Raw genomic sequence first — 14,730 nt, 5'->3', positions numbered from 1 at the left:
CATCATGGCTAAAGGTGTTCGCGAGAAGATCAAGCTGGTTTCTTCTGCTGGTACTGGTCACTTCTATACCACCACGAAGAACAAGCGTACTAAGCCGGAAAAATTGGAACTGAAGAAATTCGATCCAGTTGTCCGCCAGCACGTGATCTACAAAGAAGCTAAAATTAAATAATTTTAGCGGATTAATAAAAACCCGGCTCAGGCCGGGTTTTTTGCATTCTAAAGGTAGAAAACCGACAGGAGAGCGCCAGATGCCTGAATTACCAGAAGTTGAAACCAGCCGCCGTGGTATTGAACCTTACCTGGTTGGTCATAGCATTCAATATGCCGTGGTACGCAATGCGCGCCTGCGCTGGCCGGTCTCCGAGCAAATTCTGGCGTTAAGCGACCAGCCGGTACTGAGCGTGCAGCGTCGTGCCAAGTATCTGCTGATTGAACTGGCTAGCGGCTGGATTATCGTCCATCTGGGGATGTCAGGCAGCCTGCGGATGTTGGCGGAAGAAACTGAGGCTGGGAAGCACGACCACGTCGATCTGGTGATCAGCAACGGCATGACGCTACGTTATACCGATCCGCGCCGTTTTGGTGCCTGGCTATGGTGTGACGATCTGGCGACCAGCAATGTACTGGCTCATCTTGGGCCGGAACCCTTGAGTGAAACCTTTACCGGTGCCTACCTGTACGAAAAATCACTCAACAAGCGGACGCTGATTAAACCCTGGTTGATGGATAACAAGCTGGTCGTGGGGGTGGGTAATATCTATGCCAGTGAATCGCTATTTACCGCCAGGATCCTGCCTGACCGGCCTGCAGGTTCGCTGAGCAAGGTGGAGGCCGAAGTCTTGGTGGCAACCATTAAGGCGGTATTGCTGCGTTCGATAGAACAGGGCGGAACTACGCTGCGGGATTTCCTGCAGTCGGATGGTAAACCAGGCTATTTCGCGCAGGAATTGCAGGTTTATGGTCGTGCGGGTGAGCCTTGCCGCGCTTGCGGCACGCCGATTGAATCCGCCAAGCATGGGCAGCGTAGCACTTTCTTCTGCCCACGCTGCCAGCGTTGATTATTGCGCGGCCAGTTTCTCGAACAATGCCTGAGTGACCACTGCCGGCAGGAAAGGGGCGATGTCACCGCCGTGACGCGCCACTTCTTTCACCAGCGAGGACGAGATAAACGACCACTCTTCGGAAGGCATCAGGAACACACTTTCCAGCGTCGGCATCAAATGGCGATTCATATTGGCCAACTGCAGTTCATATTCAAAATCAGATACCGCACGCAGGCCGCGAACCAGAATATTGGCATTCTGATGGGCAGCAAAATGCGCCATCAGTTCACTGAACCCCAGCACTTCCACATTATCCAGATGAGATGTCACCTGGCTGGCTAAAGCTACGCGCTCTTCCAGTGTGAACAGCGGCTTTTTACTCGGGCTGGCGGCAATCGCCAAAATGACGTGATCGAACATCAGTGACGCACGGGTTACCAAATCCAGGTGGCCGTTGGTCATGGGGTCGAAAGTACCGGGATAAATGGCTTTACGGGTCATGATTTACTTCTCTGAAAAGTTGCGGCCCAATGCCCAGAGTGCGGCATATTTATTGAAAGTATATTGCGCGTTGACCACGGCTAACAGCAACCCCTGTTTACCGTCCAGAAAGCCGGCACGCAGCAGCCAGGTTTTGCAGAAGGCGCCAAGAGTGTGGGTCAGTATCGAGAGATAGCCGCAGCGTTTGCCGGCCTGGTGGCGTTGATTGGCCCATTCTTCGGCATAACGCAGCTGTTTGCGCTGGAAGGCAAAAAAGTCGCGGCAGGTCAGATGCAGTAGATCGCCGTTAAGAGGCACCACTTTCGCCCCGTTGATATTGAGCGACTCATGCACCAGATTGTCGTTATAGCGATAGCGCTGGTTGGCGTACAGTCGGTTGACGCGATCCGGGTACCAGCCGCTGTGGCGCATAAAACGCCCGAGGAACAGGTTGCGGCGTGCGCAGCTGTAGACTTGATTATCGTCCGGTGCGGTCAAGGTTTGTTCAATTGACTGGCGCAGCTCCGGCGTAACGCGTTCGTCGGCGTCGATCATCAGAATATAGTCGTGACTGGCGTAGCTCTGAGCCAGTTGGCGCTGTTTGCCAAATCCCTGCCAGTCGACGTGGGTGAATACTTTGGCGCCCAAACTTTCGGCCACGGCGACGCTGTCATCCTGACTGCCTGAGTCGAGCATGACGATTTCGTCGGCCCAGGCTACGGATTGCAGACAATCCGGCAGCAGCCCGGCTTCGTTCTTGGCGATAATCACCACCGACAGGCTTTTGCGCGCGCTCATTTAATGGCTCCGAGGCGGCAGATGCGGTTCTAACAGTTGCAGCAGGCGCTGCAGCGCACCCTGGTTTTGATACAGCACTTCTACCGCGTGGCGGCCGTAATAGCGGCGATAGTCTTCGTCGGTGAGCAGCGTAGCCACTTCCTTGACCAGCGAATCTTCATCGGTCACGGTGATCAGACCTTCGGCCTGTGACAGTTTGGCGCAGATATCCTTGAAGTTGAAGATATGTGGCCCCATCAGCACCGGGATGGCATGCGCAGCAGCTTCCAGCGGGTTATGTCCACCGCGCTCTACCAGGCTGCCGCCAACGAAGGCCAGATCGGCAATACCGTACAGCAGCATCAGTTCGCCCATGGTATCGCCGATCACCACCTGGGTACCGCCTGACGGAATTTCACCGCTGCTGCGCAGGGTGTAGCTGAAGCCGGCTTTTTGCACCAGCTCTTTGGCTGTAGAGAAGCGTTCCGGGTGACGTGGCACCAGGATCAGCAGCAGGTCAGGGTGTTTTTCCAGCAGTTTACGGTGTGCGGCCAGCAGAATGCTTTCTTCACCTTCGTGGGTGCTGGTGGCAATCCACACCGGGCGACGCGGCGCCCATTGGCGGCGTAACGTGATTGCGCGTGCGGCCAGCTCCGGGGTAACGGAAATATCGAATTTCAGGCTGCCGGTTACCGTCAGTTGTGAGCGTTTCAGGCCAAGTTCGACAAAACGTTCGCCATCTTCCTGATTTTGCGCGGCGATCAACGTAATGCGGCGCAGCATATCGCGGACAAAACCGCCGATTTTTTTATAGCCTGCGGCAGAGCGGGCGGAAAGTCGGGCGTTGGCGATGACCAGAGGGATCTGACGCTGATGCAGGGCGTTAATCAGATTGGGCCACAGCTCGGTTTCCATGATGATGACCAGCTTGGGGTTTACCTGATCCAGGAAACGACGCATCGAGCCGGGCAGGTCGTAAGGCAGATAAACATGATGAACGTCTTTACCGAAGGCGGACTGCACGCGTTCTGAACCAGTCGGCGTCATGGTGGTCACAGTAATCGGTAAATAGGGGTAACGGTGGCGTAACGCGCGGACCAACGGGATGGCCGCCAGCGTTTCACCTACGGAGACAGAATGCAGCATGATGCCACCCGGTACGACTTTACCGGCGCAGAAGCCATAGCGTTCTGCCCAGCGTTTACGGTAGGCTGGAGCTTTGCGGCTGCGCAACAGTAAGCGGAGCCAGATCAGGGGTTGGATGAGGTAGAGTAGTACCTGATATAAACGCAGCAACATTCTATCAATTTCATTTATATGGGTTATTCAGAATAGTACCATAACTGGAAGGGAAAGGCGCTAATTTGGTAACCTTGGGTGTCAGTTTCGGACAACAGGCGAGAGATTTCGCTGATAGGCTTGGAATGAAGAATATTTTAATTATTCGCCGTGACAATATTGGCGATCTTGTTTGTACCACTCCGCTGATCGAAGGGGTGAAAATTGCCTATCCTGATGCCAAACTTTATCTGTTAATCAATAAAGTCAGTCAGGATGTTGTTAAAAATAACCCGCACCTTGAAAAGGTTTTCGTCTATAAAAAGGCAAAGCACAAGGCGAAAAATGAAACCACGCTGGGGGTTTATTTCGAACGCCTGATGATTTTTCTTAAACTGCGTAAAATAAAATTCGACGCGGCGATCCTGGCTAACCCGGTTCCTTGCAAGTACAGCCTGCGATTGGCAAAAATGGCGGGGATCGGCAATATTATTGGCGCAGATTTGGGTACGCCTGATATCCATCATCCTTTTCGTAAGGAAAATTTCAGCGGCAAACATCAGGTAGAGCACACCTACAGCTACCTTTCGGCGATTACCGACCAGCGCATTCCTATCCCCCCGGTGCAGGTGTACCTGACGGCGGAAGAACGCCAGCAGGCGGCGCAGCGTTTGCAACAATGCCTGCCGCCGGTCGAGCGAGTTTTTGCGGTTCATATCAGCAGTCGCAGCCCTAAGCGGCGTTGGCCGATCGAGCGCTATGCCGAAATTATCAACCGCTTACTCGCCGAACAGAATACGGCGGTACTGATTTTCTGGTCGCCTCAGGGCACGTTAACGCCGGACGATGTTGGCGATCAGAAACGCGCAGAGCAGTTGTTGGCGTTATGTCAGAGCGAGCGCGTGGCGCTGTACCCAACGGCGTCGGTGCGTGAACTGCTGGCCGGTTTTGATTTATGCGACAGGGTGTTGTGCAGCGATGGTGGGCAGATGCATCTGGCTGCAGCGTTGAATAAAGACATGGTGGTCTTCTTTGGCGATACGGATAAAGAATCCTGGCATCCATGGTCTGGACGCTATCAGATTCTGCAAACCGAATCGGGCGACTGTATTGATGTTTCTGTGGAAGACGTCTGGCAAAAAATACAGACGTTAAATTAATTAACTATGAGGCAGGGATCCCCTGCCTTATTTATTTTTTGAGTGCCAGATATTGCTGACAAATAGGCTCTAGTCCATAGCCCAACAGCTGTTGGTAATTAATCTCTGGTGGATTGGCATAAATATCTGCCATTTTTTCCGCCAGTGATTTTTCATTGAGTTCCGCCAGTGCGTTATCCATTCCCGCTTTTTCCAGAATTTCCGCAGGCCCACCCGGGCAACGGGTACTGACCACTGGGGTACCGCAGAGTAGCCCCTCCACCAGCACGTTACCAAAGCCTTCGCTGTCAGAGCTAAGTACCAGCAGCGATGCGTGCCGAATAAACGGGTAGGGATTGGCCTGGAAGCCCAGAAACAGCACGCGGTCTGCGATACCCAACTGGTTTGCCAGTTGTTTCACTTCCCCTATGCTGGCTTCGCTGCCGGTGCCAATCAACGTCAGCGGGGCTTGTATACCCGATAGCGCATAGGCCTTTAGCAGGCGGTCGTGGCGCTTATGAGGATGAAACCGTCCGACGTGTACCAAATAATCTTTGCCTGCCAGCTCACAGGGTTCCGCCGCCTGCCGCTCGATGGCGGCAATATCAAACGGATTATTGATCACCGCCAACCTGTTTGGGCGGATCGGCAAGTTCTGCTGTAAGTCGTTGCCCACGGCTTGTGAGACGGCAACGATATTTCTGCCCTGGTAAACCTGGGTGATTTTCCGTTGTTTCAGCCAACGATCCAGCCCCTTGCGATGGCCCAGATAAGAGGTCGACAGGATACCGTGAATGCAGAACCACAGGCGGTCTGACGAGAGCAACTTGCTGCGGCTGACGATGCGATCGGTTTTATGCAGGTTGGAGAACACCAAATCATAGGCACCTTGTTGGCGCTCATTGTCAGCGATCGCCCGATCCAGTGCGGCGGCGCGGCGTGACAGTTCAGTCAGTTTGCGCCATGGTGAGCGGCTATGGTCCGCGACCACCTGATAGTGAATGCCTGCGGGGATCGGGTAGTTACAGACGTCGCGCAATGAAATCAGACTGACGTCATGACCCATTTGCTGCATTCCCTGGCACAGAGTCAGAACCACTTTTTCAGCGCCTCCGCCAGGCAGGCCGTCGATAATCATCAGAATACGCATAGTTAATCCAGCAGCCGGTTATAAAGGGAGATCAGCTGTTCCGACAGGCGCGCCGGAGTGGCCGACATGATACGCGCTCTTGCTGCCTCACCCATGGCGGAGCCCAGGGCCTGGCGCGGTAGCGCTACGATTGCCGCGACCAGCGCGGGGACATCAAGGGCATCGGTAACGAAGCCATTTTGCCCCTGAGTGATAAACTCCGAGCCACCGCAGGTGGTGCTGGTAATGACCGGCAGACCGCAGGACATGGCTTCCAGAATCACGTTGGGGAACGGATCGTACAGCGTAGGCAACAACAGCGCATCGGCGGCCTGGTAGAACGGCAGCGTTTGTTTCTGCACCCCCATAAATCGCACCCGATCGCTGCAGCCCAGTGATTGCGCCAGCGCCTGATAACGTTTTTCCGCCTTATCCTTACCTACCACCAACAGATAGCTTTCGGTCGCCGCGACGGCACGGATGGCAGCGGCCAGCCCTTTGCGTTCAAAACCGGAGCCGACAAAAACCAGGCAGTGAGCCTGTTGCGGGATCTGATACTGCAGACGCAGCTGCTGGCGTAGTTCGGCATCGGCGGGCGGAAATTTTTGATTATCAATGGCATTGTAGATCACCGTGATTTTATCGGCGGGGACTCCGAAGTCATCAATGATTTCCTGCTTAATCATTTCGGCATTGCAGATAACGGCCTTCAGTTCCGGTGCAGCGTACATTGCCCGTTCTGCGCACATTACGTAACGGTGATAGCGATTGGAGAACAACCATTTACGACGCCATTCCGGCAACAAACGTGCCCGTTGCAGCAACCAGCGGCGATGGACACCATCACCGGCGCGGTAAATATCGCAGCCTGGGATGCGTTCATGGCTTTGCACCAGATCGAAGCTTTCTTTCTGCCACAGTGCTCTGGCTGCTTCGGCAAAGCCACGTTCACGGCTGATGCGGCCGAATTTTAGCGGATTACACAGGTGGATATGCCAGTTTGGATTGGCGTCACCCTGCCATTCGCGGGTGATAACGTTCAGATCGAGGTCCTGCTGTTCCAGCGCCTCAAGGGCGCGGGAAACGAAACGCTCAGCGCCACCGTCCGGGCGGTATTTTTGGCGAACGATCGCCAAACGAAATGCTTTCATGCCAGCGTGCTCCGCGCGGCTGCAATCACCGCGTCTGTAGGAATAAGGTCCAGATAACGTTCATCGGTGCCGGTATTGATGGCGTCCGGATCGGGTAAGTCGCCGTAGTCTCCGGCCCATATCACGTTGCCTATGACCTGCCAGGGGCGCCAGAACACCAGTTTGGAAGGTCCAAACAGTGCGATGCAGGGGGTCTGCAGCGCCGCGGCCATATGCATCGGCACTGAATCTACGCCGATAAACAGTTTAGCGTGGTCAATCAGGGCGGCCAGTTGCCTCAGCGTCAGTTGACCTGCCAGCGAAATTACGCCCTGCGGCGGGCAAAGTGCCAAAATGCGCTCCACCATTTCACGTTCTTTTGCGTCTGGCCCGGAGGTGACCACCAATTGGTGACCATCGGCCTGCAGTGCGCTGATAGTGGCCGCCATTTTCTCTTCGCTCCAGCATTTGAAGAACCAGCGGGAGGTGGGTTGCACCACAATAAAATCACCGCTAATCCCCTGTTGCTGCAACAACTGTTCGCAGGTCTGCCAGTCCTGCGCCGGGTAGCTCATGGTCACCTGTTGGCTAAGATTGGGCAGGTTGAGCGGTTGTAACAGTGACAGGTTCTGTTCAACAGTATGCAACCGGGCGTGATCGCTCACCGGAACCAGATGGGTATGACAATGGCGCCATAGGAAGCCCTGACGTTTGGGGAAATCGAAACCCAGACGAATACGCGCGCCGGTCAGCCTGGTGAGCAGGGCGCTGCGCCACTGATCGGCCAGATTGACCACCAGATCGTAACCCTGGGCCTTAAGCTGCCGTATCAAATTAAGTTCATGGCGCAGATGCGCTTTAGTACCCTGTTTTTTCCATTGACGATCGATAGCGAAGACGTTTGACAGCGCCGGGTGGCTGGCCAGCATTTCCTGGGTTTCTTTATACAGCAGTACGTCGATCTGTGCCTGCGGGTAGTTTTGCCGCAGGGTATTGATGACCGGCGTGATCAGCAACATATCGCCATGATGGCGAAGTTTAACGATCAGAATACGCTGTATCGAGGTATCAGGAGTTAGGGCTGGCGCGTCGTTCATCATGAGTCGCTTTCAGGGAAACCAATCTTTGATTCTAAATGACCCGATCGCATGTGGCTACTGTTGCTCGGTTTTCTTGCCGTGAAGTGAAAAAATAGCCTGGGGGAGTGACAAAAGGCCTTCAACGTTGTCCAAACCAGGCAGCAAAGTCGTTTGCCCTGGCGAAACGCCCTGCGTAACATAATGTATTCTGTTGATATCAGGCTCGATATTTATGACTAAACCGGCGTTTCTCATCACCATTGATACCGAAGGCGACAATTTGTGGCAAAACCACGATCGCATTTCGACCGAAAACACGCGCTTTTTGCCGCGCTTTCAGGCGCTGTGTGAGAAATATGGCTTTAAGCCGGTGTACCTCACCAACTATGAAATGGCGGTAGATGCAGAATATGTCGAGTTCGCCCGCGATGTGATTGCGCGTAATACCGGGGAAGTAGGCATGCACCTGCATGCCTGGAACAGTCCACCGCTGACGCCATTAACCGACGACGACTGGCGGCATAAACCCTATCTGATCGAATATCCGGCCGATCAAATCCGCGCCAAGGTCGATCATATGACCAAATTGCTGGAAGACAGCTTCCAGACCAAGATGCTCAGCCACCGTGCCGGGCGCTGGGCGTTTAATGAATACTATGCCACTTTGCTGCTGGAATACGGCTATCAGGTTGATTGCTCGGTGACGCCGCGAGTTAACTGGCAATATTCACCGGGTAATCCACAAGGCAACGGCGGCACCGACTACCGTAACTTCCCATCGCAGGCCTATTTTATCGATCCGGAAAATATCGCCAGGGCGGGTTCCTCACCGCTGCTGGAAGTGCCGATGAGCATTCAGTATAAGCATTCGGCACTGATGAATACGCTAAAGCAGGGTTACGATAGCCTGCGTGGCAAACAGCGTTCACCGTCGGTCAACTGGCTGCGGCCCAGCGGCGGTAACCTGGAAAAAATGAAGTCGGTGGCGGAGCAATGTCTGACACAGGGGCATGACTACGTTGAGTTTATGCTGCATTCGTCCGAGTTTATGCCTGGCGGCAGCCCGACCTTTAAAACACAGCAGGATATTGAAGTGTTGTATCGTGATTTGGAACAGCTTTTTGCCTGGCTGCAGCAACGCACGATAGGCATGACGCTGGCCGAGTATTATCAACTTAAAGTGAACTGACATGTCGAAAAAATGGAAAATTAAGGTCGCGGATTGGTTTCTGCGACGCTATACCGCAAAGTCCGGTCGTTTCCAGGACAAGGCGACTTTCGACAGTCGGCTGCAGTTTGACAATATCGTTATCTATTCCACCACGGCGCTGGGTGACTTTATGTTTAACACGCCTGCGCTGCGTGCGATGCGGGAGCGCTACCCTGACGCCCACATTACGTTGGTGGTGCATAAAAAGAACCAGGAACTGGTCGAGAACGGTCGCTATTACGATCGGGTGGTGTACTGGGACAGTAAAATCAAAACCATGCGCCCGTTGCTAAAATCATTGCGCGAGCATCAGCCTGACTTGGCGTTGATCCTGCACTCACATCTGCCGTATGACATTATTAGCGCCGTCTTATCCGGGGCGAAATATATTATCAGGGATAACTACAGCTCAGGTATTTGCGGGCTTGAGCCTTGGCTGACCAACTATATTTTCCATTACTACGGTCACTTTATTCGTCGCAAGCTGGAGCTGATTTCAATTCTGGGCTGCCGTAGTGATGATCCCACCATGGAAATTCCAGCGCCTTACCAGCCAGGTGTCAAAAGCACTGAGCACTGTACGATTGGGTTCCAGCTTGGGGCCTCTACCGAGTCTCGTTGCTGGCCCGTCTCGCATTTTGTCCGGCTGGCGGACGACCTGATGGCCAGGCAGGCCAACGTACGCATAGTACTGATTGGCGGACCTTTTGATGAAGGCAAAGCGCAGCAATTCCTGAGCCAGGTCAGCCCTGAAACCCGGACATGCGTCGACAATCAGATTGGTAAAACGGGGTTGCAGGGGCTGCTGACGCTGATCGACAGTTTCCATGTGCTGATCACCGGCGATACCGGGCCGCTGCACCTGGCGGTGGCGTTGAAAGTTAAAACCATCAGTTTGTTTGTCACCGCTGATTCACGTTCTACCGGGCCGATTCAGGATCTGGAACTTCATCGGATTATTCAGGTTTCCCGCACCGGCTATACCATGCCACTGGAGGCGGAAAGCCCGATGGGGGTGATCCAGCCGCAGCGTATTTACGCCGAAGTGGTGGATCATCTGTCGTTGGATAAAGCGCGCGTTTAGCGCTTTTTCAATCGCCAGCGGATTTTTGACAGCCAGGAATCTATTCGGGCGTAGCGCATTTGCAGGATTTTTTTACGCGGTACATCACTATTGCGGCATACGCCAGCCAGCCGGCGAAGAGTGTGGAGCACCTCCAGCTGATAGTGATAGTACCCATACAGCACCTTCGACATGCCCCTCATTTCAGAAAAACAGTTGGCGAGCATTAAGGCCGCCAACTGCCGCAGCGGTTCATCACCGGGATGTTGGTCGATATAGCGCAGCATTTTGTTGATAGCAAACAGCATATCTTCAATGTCTTTGGCTTTGACATTGCGGGTGATCCCGTGGCCATTGTCACGGTAGAAATAAAGCACCTGCTCGATATGGGCAATCTTCCGGGTTTTGAAATACAGGAAAGGGGTGAAGATCACGTCTTCATAACGTCGACCGTTTTCGAATGACTCGCTCCCCAGCAATGTATGCCTGTAGACCCGGCTCCAGAGATGCCACATTGAGTTGGCAAATAATGGGGTTAAACAGGACAGCCCGCGATTGGCAAAATCATAAGTGCTGCAGTTAGCGCCTGTCTCGACAGCTTGTGCCGGCGGGGTTTCGGTGAATTTCTGATAGTTAAAGTCAATCAGGTCATATTCATTGGCAATCAGCAATGGCCGCAGGATGGTCAGGTAGTTACTGCTCAGTAAATCATCACCGTCAAGGAACGTAATATAGCGCCCTTTGGCGTGATGCAGCCCGATGTTACGGGCGTAAGCGATGCCACCATTTTTCTGCGAGATAAAAGTCACATGCGGATGCTGCCGTTCGGCCAATAGTTGGCGAACCAGTGAAGCGGATGCGTCCGTTGAGCCATCATCTATGATAACTACCTCAATATCATCACCAATCTGGTTGAACAGCGAGCTCAGGCTGGCGACCACGAAATTTTCGTTATTGTAAAATGGCACGATAAAGCTGAGCAGGTGTGGTGATGAATCCATGTTTTTTCAATCCTGAGCCGGGGGCGTTTTCTTCACTGATAACACGCTGGCGATAATCGCCAGGCAGAACATGGCAGTGCCTTCGGTGCTGAAGAAGATAACGTCGCTGAGTCCATAGACAAACAGGCTGAATGTCACTCCCAGCAGCATCGCATTACGATAGGGCTTGAGTGAAGAAACGAAGAGGCCAATGTAGAGCGCCAGCAAAAATAACACGCCCCAAACACCTTTGAGTGAATAGGTCTCCAGCAGTTCGTTATGCAGATGCACATTGATATAAGGCATGACGCCATACAGTTCAGGCTGCTTGGCGACAATGGTTTTGATTTCCTCTCCGCGTTGCTCTGCAGACTGCCCCAGGGGTGCCATGGTACCAGTACGTACGCCGATTATTTGCATCGAAAGACGGGACATAACCGAGTTATCGATTTCCGGAGTATTCACCAGTTGCATATTGGTTTTAAAATCGGTAATGCGCTGTTCTATCTGTGATTTAAAGATGAAGCCGCAGACAAGGAGCAGCAGCGGCACTGAGGCAATCAACTGAATTTTATGCTTATGGGAAATCAGACTCTTTGTCGCCAATATCGACAGGGCAACGGCAACCGGATAAACCAGCATTGCCGCTCGCGTGCCGGTGATCACCAGTGTGGAGAAGGTCACCAGGAATCCGATAATGTATAGCGGGATGCGGTATTTGGTCTGTAGCATCAGTATTGTCTGCATCATCACCAGGTTGATGGCAGTAATCAGGTAAGCGGCAACGGTGGCACGATCAAAATTGAGTTCTACACGTGGAATATCCAGCCACAGCCCCTGATAGAGGGAATAACCGTTGACCGTAATACCTGCCACCAACGCAATAATAATAAATGCGCGCTGCATGCAAAGGCGCTCATTTAGCGCGATGAGCAGAATAAAAGCGGTGGCGATCTGCAACTTGCCGGTCGACATGTATGAGCGGTAAATATTGATGTAATCGCCCGGTTGTTTGAAGTGCTGCAGCCAGAAAATGCTTCCCATGCCGACGCAGAAAAATAAAATGGGCACGATAAGGTTTCTTTTGTTTTTAAAATAATACTTCAGGTTTAAACAGACGGCGATAAATGAGATATAGCTGGCGACATAAAAAAGATTGCGCCCGGTATCGGAGCCGAAAGGGATCGTGCAAAAGGCGATGGCGCATCCCAGATAGATGAGATAACTGAAGGCGGGATGCGGTATTGTATCTTTTAGTAGCATGGTTCTTGGTTTCCGGCTCACATTACGGTTGGACAATAAATGATTTCATCGCGTCTTCAAACTCGGTTTTGAACATGGCATAGCTGAAATGTTCGGCCGGGTAACGTTGCGCATTTTGACTCATGCTTTGATAGATTTCCGACACCATCAGCCTTTCCACCGCATTCGCGCACTCAAGGTGTGACAGCAGTTTCGGCGTTACCAGGGTATCGCTAACCGGATCGTAAACATCGTGCGGGAAATCTACCGCTATTCCGGTCAAGCGTTGATGTTCTTCAATCGTCACCGAAGGCGTTAGCCCAATGCCGCAGTGCCCGTCTTTAATTACCTCGGGTTGGCCATCGACCTGCGGGAAAATCACCGGTACGCCAAAATACAACGCTTCCATACAGGATAAGCCGAAGGGTTCGGTGATCGGTGTACTCATGTAGATATGCGTGCGGTTGAAGAAGTCGGCTACGTTTTCCTGGAAGCCGCTGAAGGTGACGCGATCACCCAGCTCGAGTTTTTCCGCCAACGCTTCAAATGCCTGCCGATCCGGGCCCTTGCCGGCGATCTCCAATGTCACGTCATGCCCACGACGCAGCAGCTCTTGCATCATCAGCAACGAAACACTAATGCCTTTCAGGCTCACCAAGCGTGATGCCGTGCCGATCCTGACCGGTTTACTGAGCGGTTTCAGGTTATCGCTGATGCCCGAAGGCGTTTTCAGCCGATTTATCACCACGTGATTAGGGCAAGGCAGGTTAAACCGCAGCGCCATAACCCGTTTTGAGGCGTAGGACGCAGAGATGCAGCCGTCCAACATTGCCAGAAAACGTAATGTTTTGTGGTTTTTCGGATAGCGCCATGAACAGCCGTGATCGTAATACACCAGCTTGCTGCGTTTAGGTTTTGCTGCCAGGCCCGGTATCAGGTCCCAAACGATTACCACGTCGGCGTTGGCCCGCTCGATTTTTCTTTTCAGCAAGTATTTGCGTAAAAATTGCGGGCAGCGTAGTGGTAGCGCGTTGAACAGTCGATTCGCAAAGGTAACTTTTTGGTCAGGCATTTGCCGACGTATTTCTTCGCCGACTTCACTGCTGATGCAAATCACCTCATTGCTACCGTCGCTGGTGTCGTTGATGTACTGCAGGAACAGGCGTTCAACGCCCCCCATTTTCCCCAAATTGATAACATGCAGCTTTTTCATTCGATAACCTTTTGCAACTCTGCCCAGACTGCGTCGGCGGTGAGGGTTGCCATGCTTTTTTCTGGGGAAATCAATGAGTGTTGATTCTGACCATAGCCGCCGATCAAGCCTGGATCGGTGGGGCCAAACAGCGTGATATTCGGCCTGTCGAGCGCGGCGGTCAAGTGGCTGAGGCCGGTATCAACCGAGACAACGGCTTTTGCGCCTGCCAGGACTTCGGCCACCTGTTGCAGACTGAGTTTTGGCAAAACTTCAACCTGTGAAAAGCCTTCCGCCAGACGCAGCGCGCGCTGACGTTCGTGCTCTGCGCCCCACGGCAGTTTAATCTTTAATCCGCTCGCTGCGGCCAACGTAATCAGGTCGCGCCAGTGATCTTCCGGCCAGTGTTTTTCGTCGCGGGTTGTGGCGTGCAAAAACACCAGATACTGCCCGGCATCGGCCGGCAGATGGCTCAGAAAGCGGGCCGCAATGGCGTAATCGCCGTAGCTGTCCGGCTTGTCATAGCCCAGGCTTTTGGCGAACAGCTCACGTGTGCGTTCTACGGCATGCTGTTGTTTGTCGATATCATGGCGATGGTTATAAAACCAGCTTGCGAAAGGTTCGCGGGCGCTTTTGCTGTCCTGGCCATGTTTGCTGCCTTTGGCGATACGGGTGATCAGCGCGGCGCTTTTGATTAGCCCCTGGGCGTCGATCACGACATCGTAGTCACGTTCCTGCACCACACGTTTAAAGTCGCAACGTTGCTGGCGGGTTTCGCTGCCGAACCAGTTTTTGCGCCAACGGCGGATTGCCACCGGGATAACGCGGTCTACCGCCGGATGCCAGGTGGGAATTTGGCTGAAACCTTCCTCTACCACCCAGTCAAAGCGGATGCCGGGGATCGCCTGCATCGCGTCGGTCAACGCCGGCAGCGTATGGAGTACATCTCCCATGGAGGAAGTTTTAACAATCAACACCTGCATGC

At 53.2% G+C, this 14,730-nt stretch carries 15 protein-coding genes; 5 read left to right on the top strand and 10 right to left on the bottom strand.

All coding sequences use genetic code 11. The features are described 5' to 3' along the window. Nucleotides 1–4 precede the first annotated feature (4 nt). Together rpmG and mutM are read left to right on the top strand one after the other, a co-directional pair. Nucleotides 5–172, top strand: a complete 168-nt coding sequence (gene rpmG, locus OCH02_RS23970; RefSeq protein ID WP_004392084.1) for a 50S ribosomal protein L33 — start codon at nucleotides 5–7, stop codon at nucleotides 170–172. 79 nt (nucleotides 173–251) lie between these two features. After that, entirely contained in the window at nucleotides 252–1,061 is an 810-nt protein-coding gene (mutM, locus tag OCH02_RS23965; protein ID WP_261433299.1) for a bifunctional DNA-formamidopyrimidine glycosylase/DNA-(apurinic or apyrimidinic site) lyase, read from the top strand. Here the strand turns inward: mutM and coaD are convergent, their stop codons facing one another. From coaD to waaA, 3 genes are read right to left on the bottom strand one after another with little or no spacing between them, the layout of a single operon-like run. Then, nucleotides 1,062–1,547, bottom strand: coding sequence for a pantetheine-phosphate adenylyltransferase (gene coaD, locus OCH02_RS23960; protein WP_085120057.1), 486 nt, complete (start codon nucleotides 1,545–1,547; stop codon nucleotides 1,062–1,064). 3 nt (nucleotides 1,548–1,550) lie between these two features. Beyond that, on the bottom strand, nucleotides 1,551–2,324 hold the full coding sequence (locus tag OCH02_RS23955) for a glycosyltransferase family 2 protein (RefSeq protein ID WP_261153557.1): 774 nt from the start codon (nucleotides 2,322–2,324) through the stop codon (nucleotides 1,551–1,553). Further along, nucleotides 2,325–3,602, bottom strand: a complete 1,278-nt coding sequence (gene waaA / locus OCH02_RS23950; RefSeq protein ID WP_261433297.1) for a lipid IV(A) 3-deoxy-D-manno-octulosonic acid transferase — start codon at nucleotides 3,600–3,602, stop codon at nucleotides 2,325–2,327. A gap of 125 nt (nucleotides 3,603–3,727) precedes the next feature. On the opposite strand from waaA, the gene OCH02_RS23945 reads away from it, so the two are divergent. Continuing rightward, the gene (locus tag OCH02_RS23945; protein WP_261433295.1) at nucleotides 3,728–4,741 is read left to right on the top strand and encodes a glycosyltransferase family 9 protein; all 1,014 of its coding nucleotides are present in this window, start codon (nucleotides 3,728–3,730) and stop codon (nucleotides 4,739–4,741) included. A gap of 31 nt (nucleotides 4,742–4,772) precedes the next feature. Here the strand turns inward: OCH02_RS23945 and OCH02_RS23940 are convergent, their stop codons facing one another. Genes OCH02_RS23940 through rfaQ form a run of 3 tightly spaced genes read right to left on the bottom strand, consistent with a single transcriptional unit; the run spans nucleotide 4,773 to nucleotide 8,079 of the window. After that, nucleotides 4,773–5,870, bottom strand: a complete 1,098-nt coding sequence (locus OCH02_RS23940) for a glycosyltransferase (protein ID WP_261433293.1) — start codon at nucleotides 5,868–5,870, stop codon at nucleotides 4,773–4,775. A gap of 2 nt (nucleotides 5,871–5,872) precedes the next feature. After that, a complete protein-coding gene (locus OCH02_RS23935) occupies nucleotides 5,873–7,000 on the bottom strand; it encodes a glycosyltransferase family 4 protein (RefSeq protein ID WP_261433292.1) in 1,128 nt (375 codons plus the stop codon). Then, a complete protein-coding gene (rfaQ, locus tag OCH02_RS23930) occupies nucleotides 6,997–8,079 on the bottom strand; it encodes a putative lipopolysaccharide heptosyltransferase III (RefSeq protein ID WP_261433290.1) in 1,083 nt (360 codons plus the stop codon). Before rfaQ ends, OCH02_RS23935 begins: the two co-directional genes overlap by 4 nt. A gap of 211 nt (nucleotides 8,080–8,290) precedes the next feature. Here rfaQ and OCH02_RS23925 point away from each other — a divergent pair, with 211 nt between their 5' ends. Together OCH02_RS23925 and OCH02_RS23920 are read left to right on the top strand one after the other, a co-directional pair. Beyond that, nucleotides 8,291–9,247 carry a polysaccharide deacetylase family protein gene (locus OCH02_RS23925; RefSeq protein ID WP_261433288.1) on the top strand — a complete coding sequence of 319 codons (957 nt, stop codon included), beginning with the start codon at nucleotides 8,291–8,293 and terminating at the stop codon, nucleotides 9,245–9,247. A 1-nt stretch (nucleotide 9,248) separates the two neighbouring features. Beyond that, on the top strand, nucleotides 9,249–10,352 hold the full coding sequence (locus OCH02_RS23920) for a glycosyltransferase family 9 protein (RefSeq protein ID WP_261433287.1): 1,104 nt from the start codon (nucleotides 9,249–9,251) through the stop codon (nucleotides 10,350–10,352). Here OCH02_RS23920 and OCH02_RS23915 read toward each other — a convergent pair. The 4 genes from OCH02_RS23915 to rfaC are packed head-to-tail and all read right to left on the bottom strand — an operon-like array spanning nucleotide 10,349 to nucleotide 14,728. After that, a complete protein-coding gene (locus OCH02_RS23915) occupies nucleotides 10,349–11,332 on the bottom strand; it encodes a glycosyltransferase family 2 protein (protein ID WP_261433286.1) in 984 nt (327 codons plus the stop codon). The two genes, OCH02_RS23920 and OCH02_RS23915, sit on opposite strands and share 4 nt — an antisense overlap. A 6-nt stretch (nucleotides 11,333–11,338) precedes the next feature. Beyond that, nucleotides 11,339–12,574, bottom strand: a complete 1,236-nt coding sequence (locus OCH02_RS23910; protein WP_261433285.1) for an O-antigen ligase family protein — start codon at nucleotides 12,572–12,574, stop codon at nucleotides 11,339–11,341. A gap of 22 nt (nucleotides 12,575–12,596) precedes the next feature. After that, a complete protein-coding gene (locus tag OCH02_RS23905) occupies nucleotides 12,597–13,766 on the bottom strand; it encodes a glycosyltransferase (RefSeq protein WP_261433281.1) in 1,170 nt (389 codons plus the stop codon). After that, entirely contained in the window at nucleotides 13,763–14,728 is a 966-nt protein-coding gene (gene rfaC / locus OCH02_RS23900) for a lipopolysaccharide heptosyltransferase RfaC (RefSeq protein ID WP_261433279.1), read from the bottom strand. The genes OCH02_RS23905 and rfaC overlap by 4 nt, the downstream gene beginning before the upstream one ends. Between the last annotated feature and the right edge of the window lie 2 nt (nucleotides 14,729–14,730).

Source organism: Serratia quinivorans (assembly GCF_946227985.1).
GTDB lineage: Bacteria > Pseudomonadota > Gammaproteobacteria > Enterobacterales > Enterobacteriaceae > Serratia > Serratia quinivorans_A.
Note: the sequence above shows the minus strand (reverse complement) of the source record. Positions and strands in the feature narration are given on the sequence as shown.